13 protein-coding genes are annotated in these 16,380 nt (G+C 65.1%); 5 read left to right on the forward strand and 8 right to left on the reverse strand.

Annotated elements, in window-relative coordinates; all coding sequences use genetic code 11:
- Positions 1 to 45 precede the first annotated feature (45 nt).
- From ACLEJP_RS18730 to ACLEJP_RS18740, 3 genes are all read right to left on the reverse strand, one after another.
- A complete protein-coding gene (locus tag ACLEJP_RS18730; protein ID WP_440808723.1) occupies positions 46 to 4,476 on the reverse strand; it encodes an NEL-type E3 ubiquitin ligase domain-containing protein in 4,431 nt (1,476 codons plus the stop codon).
- Positions 4,477 to 4,590: 114 nt separating this feature from the next.
- Positions 4,591 to 5,613, reverse strand: a complete 1,023-nt coding sequence (locus ACLEJP_RS18735) for an AraC family transcriptional regulator (RefSeq protein WP_289130018.1) — start codon at positions 5,611 to 5,613, stop codon at positions 4,591 to 4,593.
- Between the two features lie 57 nt (positions 5,614 to 5,670).
- The gene (locus ACLEJP_RS18740) at positions 5,671 to 6,534 is read right to left on the reverse strand and encodes a LysR substrate-binding domain-containing protein (RefSeq protein ID WP_440808726.1); all 864 of its coding nucleotides are present in this window, start codon (positions 6,532 to 6,534) and stop codon (positions 5,671 to 5,673) included.
- Positions 6,535 to 6,646: 112 nt separating this feature from the next.
- Here ACLEJP_RS18740 and ACLEJP_RS18745 point away from each other — a divergent pair, with 112 nt between their 5' ends.
- Both ACLEJP_RS18745 and phnX read left to right on the forward strand, forming a co-directional pair.
- Positions 6,647 to 7,753, forward strand: a complete 1,107-nt coding sequence (locus ACLEJP_RS18745; RefSeq protein ID WP_440808728.1) for a 2-aminoethylphosphonate--pyruvate transaminase — start codon at positions 6,647 to 6,649, stop codon at positions 7,751 to 7,753.
- Positions 7,754 to 7,787: 34 nt separating this feature from the next.
- Positions 7,788 to 8,615 (forward strand): phosphonoacetaldehyde hydrolase, encoded by an 828-nt coding sequence (gene phnX / locus ACLEJP_RS18750; RefSeq protein WP_440808730.1) that lies wholly within the window; start codon positions 7,788 to 7,790, stop codon positions 8,613 to 8,615.
- 33 nt (positions 8,616 to 8,648) lie between these two features.
- On the opposite strand, the gene ACLEJP_RS18755 is transcribed toward phnX, so the two are convergent.
- On the reverse strand, positions 8,649 to 9,713 hold the full coding sequence (locus tag ACLEJP_RS18755; RefSeq protein WP_440808733.1) for an AI-2E family transporter: 1,065 nt from the start codon (positions 9,711 to 9,713) through the stop codon (positions 8,649 to 8,651).
- A 133-nt stretch (positions 9,714 to 9,846) separates the two neighbouring features.
- Here ACLEJP_RS18755 and trhP point away from each other — a divergent pair, with 133 nt between their 5' ends.
- The 3 genes from trhP (at position 9,847) to ACLEJP_RS18770 (ending at position 12,858) form a co-directional block, all read left to right on the forward strand.
- Complete coding sequence (gene trhP / locus ACLEJP_RS18760; RefSeq protein ID WP_440808735.1) at positions 9,847 to 11,181, forward strand: prephenate-dependent tRNA uridine(34) hydroxylase TrhP; 1,335 nt, start codon at positions 9,847 to 9,849, stop codon at positions 11,179 to 11,181.
- Between the two features lie 106 nt (positions 11,182 to 11,287).
- Positions 11,288 to 11,716, forward strand: coding sequence for a DUF411 domain-containing protein (locus tag ACLEJP_RS18765; protein ID WP_440808737.1), 429 nt, complete (start codon positions 11,288 to 11,290; stop codon positions 11,714 to 11,716).
- A 143-nt stretch (positions 11,717 to 11,859) separates the two neighbouring features.
- Positions 11,860 to 12,858, forward strand: coding sequence for an alpha/beta fold hydrolase (locus ACLEJP_RS18770; RefSeq protein ID WP_440808740.1), 999 nt, complete (start codon positions 11,860 to 11,862; stop codon positions 12,856 to 12,858).
- A gap of 30 nt (positions 12,859 to 12,888) precedes the next feature.
- On the opposite strand, the gene ACLEJP_RS18775 is transcribed toward ACLEJP_RS18770, so the two are convergent.
- The 4 genes from ACLEJP_RS18775 to ACLEJP_RS18790 all read right to left on the reverse strand — a co-directional run bounded on the left by ACLEJP_RS18775 (position 12,889) and on the right by ACLEJP_RS18790 (position 16,271).
- Positions 12,889 to 13,470 carry a DinB family protein gene (locus tag ACLEJP_RS18775; RefSeq protein ID WP_440808743.1) on the reverse strand — a complete coding sequence of 194 codons (582 nt, stop codon included), beginning with the start codon at positions 13,468 to 13,470 and terminating at the stop codon, positions 12,889 to 12,891.
- A 14-nt stretch (positions 13,471 to 13,484) separates the two neighbouring features.
- Entirely contained in the window at positions 13,485 to 14,591 is a 1,107-nt protein-coding gene (gene zapE / locus ACLEJP_RS18780; protein WP_440808746.1) for a cell division protein ZapE, read from the reverse strand.
- Positions 14,592 to 14,780: 189 nt separating this feature from the next.
- Positions 14,781 to 15,929: a PQQ-dependent sugar dehydrogenase gene (locus ACLEJP_RS18785; RefSeq protein ID WP_440808748.1), complete on the reverse strand. Its 1,149-nt coding sequence runs from the start codon at positions 15,927 to 15,929 to the stop codon at positions 14,781 to 14,783.
- Between the two features lie 24 nt (positions 15,930 to 15,953).
- Positions 15,954 to 16,271 (reverse strand): hypothetical protein, encoded by a 318-nt coding sequence (locus ACLEJP_RS18790; protein ID WP_440808751.1) that lies wholly within the window; start codon positions 16,269 to 16,271, stop codon positions 15,954 to 15,956.
- Positions 16,272 to 16,380: the final 109 nt, after the last annotated feature.

A 16,380-nucleotide genomic window follows, 5' to 3' on the forward strand; every position in this document is an offset into this window, starting at 1 on the left:
ATGGCCAAAGCTGTCAATCTGGATGACCGGTTTGGCCGCCTTGGCTCAGCCCTCGCCGCGCTCGCCAGCGCGCAGATAGGACTGGGTCAGCCCGCTGATCAGGCGCTCGGTGTCCACGACTTCCTGGTCGCGCAGCCGACCCAGTTGCGCTTGGTATTCAGCCTGCGCCAAGGCAGGCCTCTGCGCCTGAAGCTGGATCGAGCGCTGGTTGTAGTCAGCTGTGATGGCGGCGAACATCTGCTCATGTCGCTGGCGCAGATAACGGCGCCAGAATTCACGCTGGCTCAGGCTATCGGTCAGGGCGTCGATCGTTTGCGCACGGGTCACCCGCTGGAATGCCTCCTCGACCTGCGAATCTGCCAGTTCCGCTGCCTCGGGGTAGTTCATGGCATGGGGTTGGCAGGGCAACTCCAGGCGCGCACGCAGGCGCACTCGGTAGGCCAGTTGCAAGGCCGCTCCGTCGACATGCTGCCCAGCCAGGCGACGCTGCAAGCCATCTTGGTAAGCTATCCCCTCAAGCTGCTCCAGGCGCAACAGCTGTCGGCCCAGCGCCAGCAACCGGCTTCTGTTCGCCGGGTCGAGCGCCTGGGTTTCCGCCTGGGCCTGGGTGACTTCCAGTTGCAGGGCACTGAAGTGGCTGGCGACCGCATCCGAACAGGACAAGGGCAGGCCGGCACGCTCGAATATCCGTGTGCACAGTACCGGGTCGGCGTCCAGCGCCCCCAGCAATCGCCACACGCCCTCGGCCAGTTCTGTTCGTGCCGCTCCCGCCTGACGATAATCGGCGGTGAATTCCAGGCGGGCCAACAGCCTGAACAACCGGTTGCTCGCTGGTTGCTGCAGCATCCGATGCCACAGGCCCTGTCGTAGCAACTGCTCGGCTGCGTCTGCATCAGCAAGCAGAAGCGTGAGCGTCCGAGGCAGGTCTACCGGCCTGACGGCCTCGGGCAAGTGCCCATGTTCATTGATCACGTCAAGGGCATGAAAGCGCTGCAACGCCATGGCCGACAGCGGGTTGCGATCTACCAGGACGGTGCGGCGGAATGCGTAGGGCATTTGCTGGATCTCGTCCGGCACCGTGCGCAACTGGTTGTCACGCAGGTCGGCACGCTCGAGCGAACCACACAGCTCCAGATACTGTGGCCATGTGCCAAGCCGACAATGGCGCAGGTTCAGGTTGGTCAACCGGGAGAAATGGTGAAGCCTCAGGTCCAGCGCCTCCAGCCGGTTGTAACTGAGGTCGAGGTGGACCAGATTGGGCAGGCCGTGGAGGATCTCGATTGCCTGAGCATCGAGCCGGATCTGGTTATGTGCCAGGCGCAACACCCGGACATCCGGCAGATAGGCGATGCCCGAGGGCAGGCGTAGCAACTGATTGCCGCTCAGGTTCAGCTCGGTCAGCGCAGTGAACGGCCGCAGGAAATCGACCGGGATATCGTTGACCAGCGTACCGTGGAGGCTCAGCACCGTAACGCGATGAAACTCGATCTGCGGCGGTAACGACGGCAGCGTGCGCAATTGCGTGCCCGTCAATGACAAGCGCTGCCCCTGCGCCTGACCTTCGCCAGCCGCAACCACATCACCTTGTAATCGCCATGCCCGAAGAATGCTGTCTGCGCTCAACCTGCGCGCGGCTTGGCGACTTTCCTGCAACTCGCTGGCGACCCAGCGGTTCAACTGCTGGACCAGCTGGTCGTGGTCGTCCTGCAGTTCCACCAGCCGCTCGAATATCGGGCGCTCGCCCTCCTGCAGGCGCGCCAGTTCCACATCCAGCGCTGGCTCGTCCAGGCCTGGATACAGCGCGCGCAGCCGGTCGCGAATGATCGCCTGTTCGTCCCTGGGGCTGACGCCAGGATGGTCGCTGAGGGGGTAACCCACACGTCCATCCTGCAGCCGACGGCCCGGGTTGAACCAGCTGCGCTGTTCGGGCCAGCCAAGCATGCGGGTCACGCCCCAATGCGAAGCGGGCAACTGTGCCAGCAACTGGTCACGCAACTGTTCCGCCGAGTCGATACCTGGCCGCTGCGCGGGTACCAGCGCTGCAAAGATGGCCTCGAAGATGCAGCCGGGGTCGGCCAAGGTAACCGCTTGCTGCTCACCCAGGCCGTTGTAAAGCTGGAACCTGCCATTGCTGCGCACCAGTATCCTGTCGGCCTGACCTTGCCCGGCGCTACCGAGGAGCTTGATCGAGCGCCCATCCACCTCACCCTCACGCAGGTCGATCGCGATGTCTTCGAGGTCGAGGCTATCGAGCAAGGTCAGCGCCAGCTCCCCCGTTTCATCGCTGTAGCCGGTACTCAGGTATAACCCGGCCAACGCCCGGTTCAGACGTGCCAGGCGCAACAACGAACGTGCGGCTTGCGCACAATTCAACGGCAAGCGTTGCTCGACCCGTGCCATGTCCCGCTCAAGTTCGCTTGCCTGCCCGACCACTTCTTTCACATAGGCCGAAGGCAACCCCGGAAAGTCACGCCTGAGCAACAGCGTCAGCGGGTCCTCGGCAAATGGCTGCTGCGTCAGCCGGGCAAACAATTGCGGCCGTAGTTCAGCTTCATGCTCCAGCACCTTGGCCAGCCCCTTGCCAACCTGCGGCTGGCCCTCACACCAGGCCAGCAGCTCACTGTCGGGCGGCATCAGGGTGTTCCGGCGAGCGCGCGAGAAGAACGTTTCGATGCGTGCCTGTGCCTGGAAAGCCCGCAGGGTCTGCCCAAGGCTTACCGGGGCGCGGCGGTTCTCCACCAGCACGCCTCGCAGCTCTTCGAGGTCGACACCCGCCACCTGCAGTACCTGCTCTGCCTGCCCAGCCTCGATGGCCGGATGCTGTGGCCACAGCACATCGAGCATCGGCCCGGGTTCTTCCCAGGTCAGCGGCTGCTCGCGCAGCAAACGCCAGCCGCGCTCCCCATTGTGCAGTACCACCGGGCCGTAACCGCCATCCAGCGAGGCATGGCGCAACCGATAGGGCCCATCGGCAACGGGCTTGTGCACCTCCAGGTAATGCCCATCGATGCGCACCCAGCGGCGCTCACCCACGGCAAAGCGCCCGTCCTCCTGCAAATCGATGGTGTCTGGCATGGACCGGTACTGGGCAGGGTCATAGCGCCACAGGCGACTCTCCCCGTTGCCCAGGCTGACCGGTTCCAGGCCATCGACGAAAGCGCTGCGCAGGAAACCGGCCGCCGTCACCGTAGCCGCTGTGGCCGCCAGCGTCTCGGCGACGCAAAGCAGATGATCCAGCGCTTCGTGCTGGTGGCCCCTGGTCCAATCCGTCACCCCTTCGAACACGTCCGAGCAGACCTGGACCACCAGTTGCCCCAGCAGCAAGGCGCCCACCACCGGAATGAAGAACCCGGCCAGGTTCGCAAGGTCCAGCCCTGCGGCTTTCCACTCGGCGTGCCTGGCCCGTACCGCGAGGCTGTCGGCATCGGCGCTCGAGACCAGCAACAGACGCGCATCATCCTTGACCCGCTGTACCTGCAAGGTTGCCAGTTGGGTGAAAATGCTGCCTTTCCGCGGCACGCTTGCAAGCTGCAAGTCTGGCCGCTCGTCACGCAGGCGTTGGCCGAGCAGCGTGAGGAAACTTGCGCGCTGCTCAAGGCTTATCAGCTGAGTGAAGTACTGCCGGTAGGCCTTCTTCTGCAGCTGCTGCGCGATGGCGTTGTTCATGGCTGCCGGCGTTTCGAAGTGACGCAAGGCCTGCTCGGGATCGCTGGGCAGGTACAGCACGGTACCCCGCTCCTCCCCCTTGTTGTCACGTAACTGGATCAGCAGGCCGTCAGCCACCGGTTGCCCGAGCATCGTCAGCAGCCTGGGAGCACCCTTGAGCCCTTGCGGGCGATGCACCTGGCTGTCGTCGACGACCTCGCGCAAGGCAATCTGGACCTCGGCGCTGATGTCGCCCTGTAACGCGGCCACTTCGATCGCAAGCTTCAGGCCCGAGCGCTTGTCCTCGGCCAGGATCACCTGGGTAGCCGGGCTGAACACCCGGCGCAGCTCATCCTGATAGCACCGCCCCACATCCAGCTCGCGGCACGCAGCGATGAACGCGTCCAGCGATGCGGTCAATGGCTGATCCCGGCCTGGCAGCACCAGCCCTGTGCCTTTGAAGTAGCTGGTACCTGCAGCAAAGTTGCGGATTAGCCGCTGCAAGCCGTTTTCACGGCTTTCGCTGTATTCGTAGATCTGCATCAATGTGCCGGGAAGCCTGGCAAACCGTGGTGCAACCTGAAGCCATTCGAGCTGGGCAAACGCCACCCCTTCCGGCAACGGCGCATCCAGCAACGCCGCCAGGCGCTTTTCGGCGAACTGCGGCGGCGGCAGCAGGTCAAGCATCAGCACATGCAGGCGGGCCTGGCTCGCGTGGTGTGCGTTCAGGCTATTACGCAGGGTCTTGATCTGGGCGCGTGAAGCGCGTTTGAGCCAGGCCGGCAACCGGGCTCCGATGAATTGATCGTGACTGGCAGTGGCAGCGGGCATGAGTGGCTCCTGAGTGTTGAGCAGAGCCGCTCATGCTGTACACCTGGCAAGGCACAATGCAGAGGGAAGTGCGTCGTGTACCTGGAGCTGCCGCCTGGCCGCCAGGCCTGCACCTCAACGCCCCGGGGCGCGGGCCTGGATCAAGGCGCGATAGTGCCCGGGGTTGCAGCCGAACCACTTTCGGAAGGCCTTGTAGAACGAACTGCTGTCGGCAAAGCCCAGGCGTTCGGCGATCTCGCCCAGGGCAGCCTCTTCCCCGCTCAGCCAGGCAATCGCCAATTCCCGTCGCACGCTGTCCTTGAGGCCTTGGTAAGTCTGCCCTTCTTCGGCAAGACGACGGCGCAAGGTCGATGGTGACAAGCACAATTGCCGGGCCAGGCTGTCGCCATCCGGCCATTGCCCAGGGGCCTGATGCAGCAAGTCATGGCGAATACGCCGGGCGAAGCTGGCCGGGTCGCGGTACTTGACCAGGATATTGCCAGGGGCTTCGGCAAGAAAACGCTGCAGTTCTTCCTGCGTGCGCCTGATCGGCAGGTCAAGGCTGTCGGCGGCAATGATCATGCGCGTGCGCGGGCGCTCGAACTGCAGGTTTTCCGAAAACATCACCCGGTAGTCATCACAGAACGGCGGCTCGGCACAACGCAGGTCGATGGCCAGGATCGGGATGCGCCGCCCGGCCAGCCAGCAGGTGACGCCGTGCACGATCATCCAGAAGGTGAAATAGGTGAAGGCCCGGCGTGGCGCGTCACGCGGTTCGTTGATGACGATCTCGGCCAGGCCTTGCTGGCGCACCAGGCTCGGCTGCAGGTCTTCAAGCATCAGCGAGAGGAACGCCAGTGCGGTGTCCAGGCCGGCGCCGAGCGTCGGCTGCGCCATGCTGGCCCGGCACATGAAGGCCAGGCTGCCGCTGCGCAGGCCACGTGGGTCCATGGCGAAGAATTCGTCGTTGCAGCGCCGCGTCAGCAAGCGCCAGAGGCGCGCATAGGCTTCGGCGCTGACGCGGGCCTGTGGCAGGTGCAGTTGTTCGACGGCAATGCCGGCCCTGGCCAGCAGGCCGCTGTCGGGCTCGCCAGCGGGGCAGGTCTGCAACAGTGCCTCACGCACCAGCTGCATGGAAATGGTGTCTTTTTCGCTCATCGACGATGGTGTCCGCTCAATCTCGGCCATCTTAGGCCGCCCCATGCAAAACAGCCATCACAGCTGCGCAGCCAGGCCCAGGAACGCCTGAATCAGGCGCAGCTCCCGGCGCCGCTCCAGGCAACCGACCAGGTGCTGGTTGACCAGGCCTCGACCGGCCAATGGCCGCGCCACTACCCGCGGGTCGTTGGCTACCTCGGTCGACGACACCACGCCGACGCCCAGTTCGCAGGCCACGGCCTCGGTCACCGCTTCGCGGCTGTCCAGCTCAAGCACTACCCGGGGCTGCACAGCCGCCTGGCTGCACGCCTTGTCAAAGGTGCGCCGGGTTGTCGAGTTCGGTTCGCGCAACACCATGATCTGCTCGTGCAGTGCGGCCAGCGGCAGGTCGCCCTCGCCGCTGGCCCAGGCATGCCCCGCCGGCAGCAAGGCGCACAGCCGCGAATCGCACAGGCGCTGCAAGTGCAGGCCCTTGCGCGGCTCGATCTCGGTCAGCACCGCCACATCGGCGTGCTCGCCAAGCAGTGCCGCGAGGGTCTCCTGGGCGTTGCCCAAACGCAGGTTGACCGTGATGCCCGGGTAACGCTCGCGCAGCATTGCCAGCATCGGCATGACCCGGTGCGGGCCGTCTGCCGCCACCTCCAGGCGGCCGGTCAGCAACTGGCGGTTGGCCTCGAGCATGGCCTGCGCCTCTTCGGCCAGGCCGAACATGGCGCGGGTGATGGCGGCCAGGCGGGTACCTTCCTCGGTCAACTCCACCCGCCGGGCGGTACGCCGCAGCAAGGTGATCTGGTAATGCTCCTCCAGCGCCTTCACGTGCCCGGTCACCGCCGGCTGGCTGATGAACAGGCGCGCGGCGGCACGGGTAAAGCTGCCTTCACGGGCAACCGCGTCAAAAGCGCGAAGCTGAAACAGGTTCATGGGTATCGGTCTGACTTATAGCTCGGATAACAACAAACAATTTGATTGATGAGAGTCGGAATTGCAACCTAGCCCCCGTAGTTTCAGCCCACCGCTTGCGAGGAATAACGGCATGAGCAACGCCCCGATCCTGCTGACTCCAGGTCCCCTGACCACATCGATCCGCACCCGCCAAGCCATGCTGGTGGACTGGGGCTCATGGGACCGCGACTTCAACCAGCTGACTGCCAGCGTCTGCGAGCAATTGCTGGCGATCATCGCCGGCAGCGCCAGCCACTACTGCGTACCGTTGCAGGGCAGCGGCACCTTCGCCGTGGAAGCCGCCATCGGCACCCTGGTGCCACGTGACGGCAAGGTCCTGGTGTTGATCAATGGCGCCTATGGCCAGCGCCTGGCGAAGATCTGCAAGGTTCTCGGCCGCGCCTGCAGTACCTTCGAAACCGCTGAAGACCAACCGACCACCGCCGCCGATGTCGACCGCCTGCTGGCCGCCGACCCGACGATCAGCCATGTCGCGCTGATCCATTGCGAAACCAGCACCGGCATTCTCAACCCGCTGCGCGAGATCGCCCAGGTGGTCAAAGGCCACGGCAAACGCCTGATCATCGACGCCATGAGTTCCTTCGGCGCACTGCCCATCGATGCCCGCGAAATCCCCTTCGAGGCACTGATCGCCGCTTCCGGCAAGTGCCTGGAAGGCGTCCCCGGGATGGGCTTCGTGTTCGCCGAAAAAGCCGCCCTGGCCGCCGCCGAAGGCAATGCCCACTCGCTGGCCATGGACCTGCACGACCAGCACGCCTACATGGCCAGGACCGGCCAATGGCGCTTCACCCCGCCAACCCATGTGGTGGCCGCGCTGCATGAAGCGCTGCAGCAGTACAACGAGGAAGGCGGCCTGCCAGCGCGGCATCGGCGCTACGCCGACAACTGCAAGACCCTGCTCGCCGGCATGGCCGCCCTCGGCCTGCGCAGCTTCCTGCCAGCCGAGATCCAGGCGCCGATCATCGTCACCTTCCACGCACCGCAGGATGCCCGCTACCAGTTCCAGGCGTTCTACGAGCGGGTCAAGGCCAAGGGTTTCATCCTCTACCCGGGCAAGTTGACCCAGGTCGAAACCTTCCGCGTCGGCTGTATCGGCGTGGTCGGGGCGGACGGCATGCAAGCCGCTGTCAATGCCGTGGCCGACGCGCTGCGGGAAATGGAAGTAGTGGATATCTGACCCTTTGCCCACCCGAATTCAGGAATCAGCGCACATGAACTACAGCAACCCCACCCAACTGCAGGCCGCCATTCTCGACTGGGCCGGCACCGTGGTCGACTTCGGCTCCTTCGCTCCGACCCAGATCTTTGTCGAAGCCTTCGCCGAGTTCGATGTGCAGGTCTCCATCGAGGAAGCCCGCGGCCCGATGGGCATGGGCAAATGGGACCACATTCGCACCCTGTGCAATGTGCCGGAAATTGCCGAGCGCTACCGCCAGGTCTTTGGCCGCACCCCGACCGATGATGATGTCACCGCCATCTACAACCGTTTCATGCCGCTGCAGATCGAAAAGATCGCCGTGCACTCGGCGCTGATCCCCGGCGCCCTGGAAACCCTCACCGGGCTGCGTCAGGACGGGCTGAAGATCGGTTCGTGTTCTGGCTACCCGAAAGTGGTGATGGACAAGGTGGTGGCGCTGGCAGCACAGAACGGCTATGTGGCCGACCACGTGGTGGCCACCGATGAAACCCCGAACGGCCGCCCCTGGCCGGCCCAGGCCCTGGCCAACGTGATCGCGCTGGGCATCGACGATGTGGCAGCCTGCGTGAAGGTCGACGATACCGTGCCGGGCATCCTCGAAGGCCGTCGTGCCGGCATGTGGACCGTGGCCCTGGTGTGTTCGGGCAATGCCCTGGGGCTGACCTGGGAAGGCTACCGCACGCTGAGCGCCGAGAAGCTGGAAAGCGAACGCCAGCGCATCCACGCGCTGTTCGCCGGCTCCCGTCCGCATTACCTGATCGACACGATCAATGAACTGCCCGAAGTGATCGCCGACATCAACCGGCGCCTGGCCAAGGGCGAGATGCCGCAGGCATCCTGAACCTTCATCGGGGCCGCGCTGCGGCCCATCCCCCTACTCCGGCAACTGCACCTGCGGCTTGGTCGCGGCGAAGATCGCCCAGCTCGACAAGAACAGCGCCGCGATCAACGGCCCGATGACGAAACCGTTGAGGCCGAACACGGCCAGCCCGCCCAAGGTCGACACCAGGATCAGGTAATCCGGCATGCGCGTATCCTTGCCCACCAGGATCGGCCGCAGCAGGTTGTCCACCAGGCCGATCACCAGCACGCCGAACGCGGTCAGGATCACCCCCGGCAGGATCGCCCCGGTCAGCAGGAAATACGCCGCTACCGGCGCCCATACGATGCCCGCGCCCACCGCCGGCAGCAGCGACAGAAACGCCATCAGCACCGCCCACACCAGCGCGCTGGGAATATCCAGCACCCAGAAGATGAAGCCACCCAGTGCCCCTTGGGTAATGGCCACCAGCACATTGCCTTTCACCGTCGCCCGCACCACGCGGTTGAACTTCAACTGCAGGCGGCGCTTCTGCTGCTCGGGCAGCGGTACCGCCAGCCGTACCCGGCGGGCGACCTCCGCGCCTTCGCGCAGGAAGAAGAACAACAGGTACATCATGACGCCGAAGCTGACCACGAACTCGAACGTGCCCTGGCCAAAGTTGAACGCCTGGCTGGCCAGCACCTGGCTGCCCTGGGTCGCCCACTTGCTGATCTTGTCGCGCAGCCCGTCCAGGTTGCCCATGCCCATGCTGTCCAGGCCGCGCTGGGCGAAGGTCGGGAGCATGTCCTTGCCACGCTCGACATAGCCGGCGATGTCCAGTTGCCCGCTCTCGATGCGCTGGTACAGCACGGCGCCCTCCTGCACCAGCAGGGCACTGGTGATGATGACCGGCAACACCGCGACCAGCAGGCACACCAGCAGGGTGGTGGCCGCAGCCAGGTTGCGTCGGCGCCCGAAGCGGATCAACAGGTGGCGCTGCAACGGGGCGAACAGGATGCCGAGTATTACCGCCCAGAAAACCGCGCCATAGTAGGGCAGCAGGATCCATACGAAGGCAATGGTCACCAGCGCCAGGAGCACTGCCAGGGCTCGGTTCTGTAAAGCGGTTTCGTTCATCGCCTGTCCTCGCGTGGCTTCTGGGATATTAGTGCGCGCCGCGTGGGTAAAAGTGCCACGCTTTCCTTGATGCAAATCAATACTCGCAATGTCCGTGAGCACTAGCATCCGCGCCTTTTGCCCCGGTGCGCACATGAACCCTACCGCCAAGCCCGAACTGCTGGCCCCCGCCGGCACCCTCAAGACCATGCGCTACGCCTTTGCCTATGGTGCCGACGCGGTCTACGCCGGCCAGCCGCGCTACAGCTTGCGGGTGCGCAACAACGAGTTCGACCATGCCAACCTGGCGCTGGGCATCCAGGAGGCGCATGCCCTGGGCAAGCGCTTCTACGTGGTGGTCAACATCGCCCCGCACAATGCCAAGCTGAAGACCTTCCTCAAGGACCTGGCGCCAGTGATTGAAATGGCGCCGGATGCGCTGATCATGTCCGACCCGGGCCTGATCATGCTGGTGCGCCAGCATTTCCCGCAGATGCCGGTGCACCTGTCGGTGCAGGCCAATACGGTCAACTGGGCCAGCGTCCAGTTCTGGCAACAGCTGGGCCTGAGCCGGGTCATCCTGTCGCGCGAGCTGTCGCTCGAAGAAATCGAGGAAATCCGCCAGCAAGTGCCGGACATGGAGTTGGAGGTGTTCGTCCACGGCGCCCTGTGCATGGCCTATTCCGGGCGTTGCCTGCTGTCGGGCTACCTCAACAAGCGCGATGCCAACCAGGGCACCTGCACCAACGCCTGCCGCTGGAAGTACGACGCCACGCCCGCCACCGAGAATGCGACCGGCGACATCGTGCGCGAAGTACAACCGACCCTGGGCCTGGGTGCACCGACCGACCAGCTGTTCCTGCTCCGCGAGAGCAACCGCCCCGGCAGCGAAATGCCTGCGTTCGAGGACGAACACGGCACCTACATCATGAACGCCAAGGAACTGCGTGCCATCCAGCATGTCGCCCGCCTGGCCGGCATAGGCGTGCATTCGCTCAAGATCGAGGGCCGCACCAAGTCGCATTTCTACTGCGCGCGTGCCGTGCAGGCGTACCGCCAGGCCATCGACGACGCGGTGGCCGGGCGGCCATTCGACCGCGCGCTGATGGACAACCTCGAGTCGCTGGCACAACGTGGCTATACCGAGGGTTTCCTGCGCCGCCATGTGCACGACGAATACCAGAACTACCAGCGTGGCAACTCGGTATCCGAGCGCCAGCAGTTCGTGGGTGAGCTGACCGGGGCGCGTGTCGATGGCCTGGCCGAAGTCCGGGTGAAAAACCGCTTCGCGGTGGGTGACCACCTGGAGCTTATGACGCCGCGCGGCAACTACCACTTCGACCTGCACCGCTTGTGCAACCGCCAGCAGCAGCCGATCGAGGTGGCGCCAGGTGACGGCCATGTGGTGTACCTGCCGATTCCCGAGCAGGTGGCCCTCGACCACGCCCTGCTGATGCGCGACCTCGGCAATGACGAGGTGGCCAGCTGACAATCCTGTAATGTGCGGCTCAGCTGCCTGACAGCTGCCAGGGGCGAACATCCTCCAAGCCGCTTACACTAAGCGGCTGACCTACCGCTGGAAGGAGTGCTTCCCCATGCTGCGCAAACACCTGCTGACCCTGGGCCTGCTGGCCGTCACCGGCCTGGCCCAGGCCGCCGAGACCATCGACGTGTACCGCGACCCCAATTGCGGCTGTTGCAAAGCCTGGATCAGCCACCTGCGCGACAACGGCTTCACCGTCAACGACCACGTCGAGCCGAACATGAGCGCGCTCAAGCAACGCCTGGGCGTGGCGCCACGCCTGGCGTCCTGCCATACCGGGGTGATCGACGGCAAGTTCGTCGAAGGCCACGTGCCGGCCGACCAGGTACGCCTGCTGGCCAAGCGCAACGACCTCAAGGGCCTGGCCGTGCCGGGCATGCCGATGGGCTCGCCGGGCATGGAAATGGGTGACCACAAGGATGCCTACCAGGTCATCGGCGTGACCCGGGATGGCAACGATACCGTGGTCGCCAACTACTGATGGCGGCCACCCGCGCCGGCACTGATACAAATGGTGAAAACCAGCCTGACAGGTTTCATGCCTGGTAACACCTTTCGCGCTCCGTGTGGTCCATCGACTGTTACAGTCGCCTCTTCCTACATGGCCCTACACGGAGTGCCCCCATGCTGCGCGCAACCGCCCTGGCCCTCGCCTGCCTTGCCGGCAGCCCGGCCATCGCCACCGAGTCGCCCACCTATGGCCCCCAGCTCGAAGGCTTCAGCTACCCCTATCCACTCAGGCAGTTCAATTTCCAGTCGCAGGGCCAGGCCCTGCAGATGGGCTACATGGACGTGCCTGCCCAGGGCCAGGCCAACGGCCGCAGCGTGGTGCTGATGCATGGCAAGAATTTCTGCGCCGCCACCTGGGAGGCCAGCATCGATGCCCTGAGCAAGGCTGGCTACCGGGTCATCGCCCCCGACCAGGTCGGCTTCTGCAGCGCCAGCAAGCCGGCGCATTACCAGTACAGCTTCCAGCAACTGGCGAGCAACACCCATGCCCTGCTCGAGCAGCTGGGCGTGAAGCAGGCGGTGGTGCTTGGCCACTCCACCGGCGGCATGCTCGCCACCCGCTACGCGCTGATGTACCCGCAACAGGTGGAACGCCTGGCGCTGGTCAACCCTATCGGCCTGGAAGACTGGAAAGCCCTGGGCGTGCCCTACCGCACGGTTGACCAGTGGTATGCCCGCGAGCTCAAGCTGGATGCCGAGGGCGTGCGCGAGTACGAGCGCAGGACCTACTACGCCGGGCGCTGGAAGCCGGAGTACGAGCGCTGGGTACAGATGCTGGTCGGCCTGAACAAGGGGCCAGGGCATGAAGCGGTGGCGTGGAACTCGGCACTGATCTACGACATGATCTTCACCCAGCCGGTGTACTACGAGTTCAAGGACCTGCAGATGCCGACGCTGCTGCTGATCGGCGACCGCGACACCACCGCCATCGGCAGTGATATCGCGCCGCCGGAAGTAAAGGCCAGGCTCGGCAACTACGCCGTGCTGGGGCCGCAGGTGGCCAAGCTGGTGCCCAAGGGTGAGCTGCTGACCTTCGAAGGCCTGGGGCATGCGCCGCAGATCGAAGAGCCGCTGCGGTTCAACCGTGCGCTGGTCGAGTGGCTGGGCAAATGAACCGATAGTCGAGGGGCTGCCCGGCGGCCCCTACCCTTTCCAGACTTGCGCCTCGGTCCAGCCCAGTTCGGCGAAATCGTCCGCCCGCAGGCCCGCCTCTTCCTCGCAGAAAAACTCGTCCAGCTGCGGTGGCCGGATTGCCGTGTCGCTGAGCATCGCGTGCACCTGCCCCCGATGATGCACCTGGTGCTCGAACAGGTGAGCCAGCAGGCGCAAGCGTGGCTCACGCTGCACCCGGTCGGGCCGCACGATGTTCACGTAGCGCCCCAGCTCGTCATCACGCAAGCCACGGCAATAGGTGATCAGCCGGTGATCGGCCTGGGCCTGCTCGGCATGCAGATCGGTACAGGTGGCGAACGGCTGTTCCGGCGCGAAGAAGCGCTCGCCATCGGCGTCGGGCAATTCCCCGCGCTGCTCGCATTCGAGCATGTGCAGGTAGAACCAGTCCACCGTCAGCAGGTGGTTGAGGGTGGCCTTGATCGATGGGAAAAAACTGCAGCGCGGGGCGACGAATTCGTCCTGGGTCAGTTGCAGGCACGCCTTGTACAGGCGGTGGTTGGCCCAGCCATTGTTGTAGGCCTGGGTCAGCAGATAATGCGACAACGGCTCCATGGCTACACTCCTTTTCAGGCGAAGCGTTGCAGTTGCATCTCCCGTAGCCGGCTCAGGGTCCGTTGGTACGGGAACGCCAGGTACCCTTGAGTGTAGAGGGCATCGAGCGGCACCTGAGCCTCCAGGTACAACGCCACCCGGCGGTCATAGCATTCGTCGACCAGGGCAATGAAGCGGCGCACCGCATCATCCTTGGGTGACAGCGCTGGCAGTTCCCGCTCGCCCGCCGCCACGCGCTGCGCGCCATCCTCGGTGCCACGGGCGATGCGCCCGGCCCGCTGTTCACCGCCGAGCGCCGGAATGCCCGATACCAGGATGGCCGGGAAGCGGTCGCACAAGGCCATGAATTCCATGGCTGCCAGCGGCTGTTCGCACAGGTCGCTGAAGCGGCACCAGACAGCCTGCCGGCTGCGCCGCACCACCTGCACCTGCCTGGCCCCCAGGGCCAGGGGCTGATCATCGCCCGCATCGCCCGGGCTGAGCTGGCGGAACACTTCATCCAGCTGGCTGGCCTGCCCCGCCTGCGCCACCCAGTAACGCTGGCGGGCGGCGCCGGGGTGCAGGCGATGGTCCTGCGCGCCGACCACCGGCAGTACCTGCATGTGCCGCTGGATGGCGGCGATCGCTGGCAGGAAACGCTCACGGTTGAAGCCATCGTGGTAAAGCTGCTCGGGTGGCTGGTTGGAGGTGGCGACAAGCACCACACCCTGGTCGAACAGCACCTGGAACAGGCGGCCGAGGATGATCGCGTCACCGATGTCGCTGACGAACAGCTCGTCGAAACACAGCACGCGGATCTGCGTGGCCAGCTCCCGGGCCAGCGCCAGCAGCGGGTCGACGGTACCGTTGAGCTGGAACAGGCGCTGGTGGACCCAGGCCATGAAATGGTGGAAGTGCTGGCGCCGACTGGGGGCCTGCAAGCAGCGGTGGAACTGGTCCATCAGCCAGGTCTTGCCACGGCCGACCGGCCCCCACAGGTAGATGCCGCGGCTGGCGCGACCTTGTTCGACCGCCTCGAAGCAGGCCTGCAAAGCCTCGACGGCACGGGCCTGGGCAGGGTCGGCAACATAGCCCTGGGTGGTCAGGGCTTGCTGGTAGAGGGAGTGGGGATCGATAGCCATGCGGCATTCTACACGGCTGACATACCGCGGACCTTGTGGAAACAACGGTCTTATCTGAAGTCAAAAGGCTGCCGCGATCCCTGTGGGAGCGGGCGTGCCCGCGAACACGGGCGAAGCCCGTGCCATCCACCGCGGCGCCTGCTTCGCGGGCACGCCCGCTCCCACAGGGGCCGCGTACAGCTGTGGTGATCAAGCGCCGCCCAGGCCTACCTTGAGCAGCGCACCGTCCTTGTCATCGGTCAGGACATACAAGTATCCGTCCGGCCCCACCCGTACATCGCGGATACGCGCTTTCAGCTCACCCAACAGCCGCTCTTCATGCACCACCTTGTCGCCATCCAGCTGCAGACGGATCAGCTCCTGGGTGGCCAGCGCGCCAATGAACAGGTTGTGGTCCCACGCCTTGAACGTCGGGCTGTCGTAGAACGCCATGCCGCTGACCCCCGGTGACTGCTCCCAGACATGGTGTGGGTCGACCATCCCGTCCACGTGCTTGCCCCGGGCCTCGGGAACAGGCAGCAGCGAGTAGTTGATGCCATGGGTCGCCACCGGCCAGCCGTAGTTCTTGCCAGGCTTGGGGATGTTGATCTCGTCGCCGCCACGCGGGCCGTGCTCGTGGGTCCAGAGCTTGCCGGTCCAGGGGTTGAGCGCGGCGCCTTGCTGGTTGCGATGGCCGTATGACCAGATCTCCGGTCGCACATTGTCCTGGCCGACGAAGGGGTTGTCCCGGGGTACCTCACCGTCTGGCAGGATGCGCACGATCTTGCCTTGCAGCTTGTCCAGGTCCTGGGCAGTCGGGCGCTGGTTGTTCTCACCGAGGGCGATGAACAGGTAGCCGTCACGGTCGAACACCAGGCGCGAGCCGAAGTGGTTGCCGACCGACAGCTTGGGCTCCTGGCGGAAGATCACGCTGAACTGCTCCAGCCGGGCACGGTCCGTGGACAGCTGGCCACGGCCCACTGCGGTACCGGCCTTGCCATCACTGCCCTCCTCGGCATAGGACAGGTAGACGGTGCGGTCCTTGGCAAAATCCGGGGACAGCACGACATCCAGCAGGCCGCCCTGGCCTTCGGCCCAGACCTTCGGCACGCCGCTGATCGGTGGGCCGACCTTGCCTTCGGCGTTGACCAGCCGCAGGTTGCCGGCGCGCTCGGTGACCAGCATGTCCTTGCCGCCCGGCAGGAACGCCAAGGCCCACGGGTGGCGCAGGCCATCGGCCAGGGTGCTGACGGTCAAGGTACCTTCTTCACTGCGAAATTGCTGTTCGGCCGCCGCCTGTGCCAACAAGGGCAGCAGGGCGGCGGCAGTCACGGTGACCAGCCAGGTTGCTTGGCGCATGCAGGATTCCTTTGCGTACTTGGCTCACGGCGCGCGTGGATTGTCGCGAGGCGGCCGGGTGGGTTGCAGGTTCGGGGTCTGTTGCTGGCGACGCAGATTGTCGCCGTTGCCAATGCCACGATTATCCAGCGTGGGTGGGCGCGGGGCAGGCTCGGTGGACGGGCCACGCAGCGGCGGCGTGGCCGGCATGCTGCCTTGGCGGCTGTTGGGGTTGGCGCGCTGGATCGGGCTGTTGTAGGGGTTGTTGTTGCCGGCAGCGATGTGCACGGGTGGCTGGGCTGCGGCGTGCGCGGGCAGGCACAGCGCCAGGCCGAGTGCCAGGATGGGCAATGTCGGGGTCATGCTTCACCTCCTGTACGGAAAGGCCGTGCCTGGTGGGTTTGATAGCCTACGGCGCGAAGGGTTCGCGGCAAAAGTGTGAATGCGGGTGGAGATGATTCCCGATGTTTCA

The organism is Pseudomonas sp. SMV7 (assembly GCF_052041995.1).
Taxonomy (GTDB): Bacteria; Pseudomonadota; Gammaproteobacteria; order Pseudomonadales; family Pseudomonadaceae; genus Aquipseudomonas.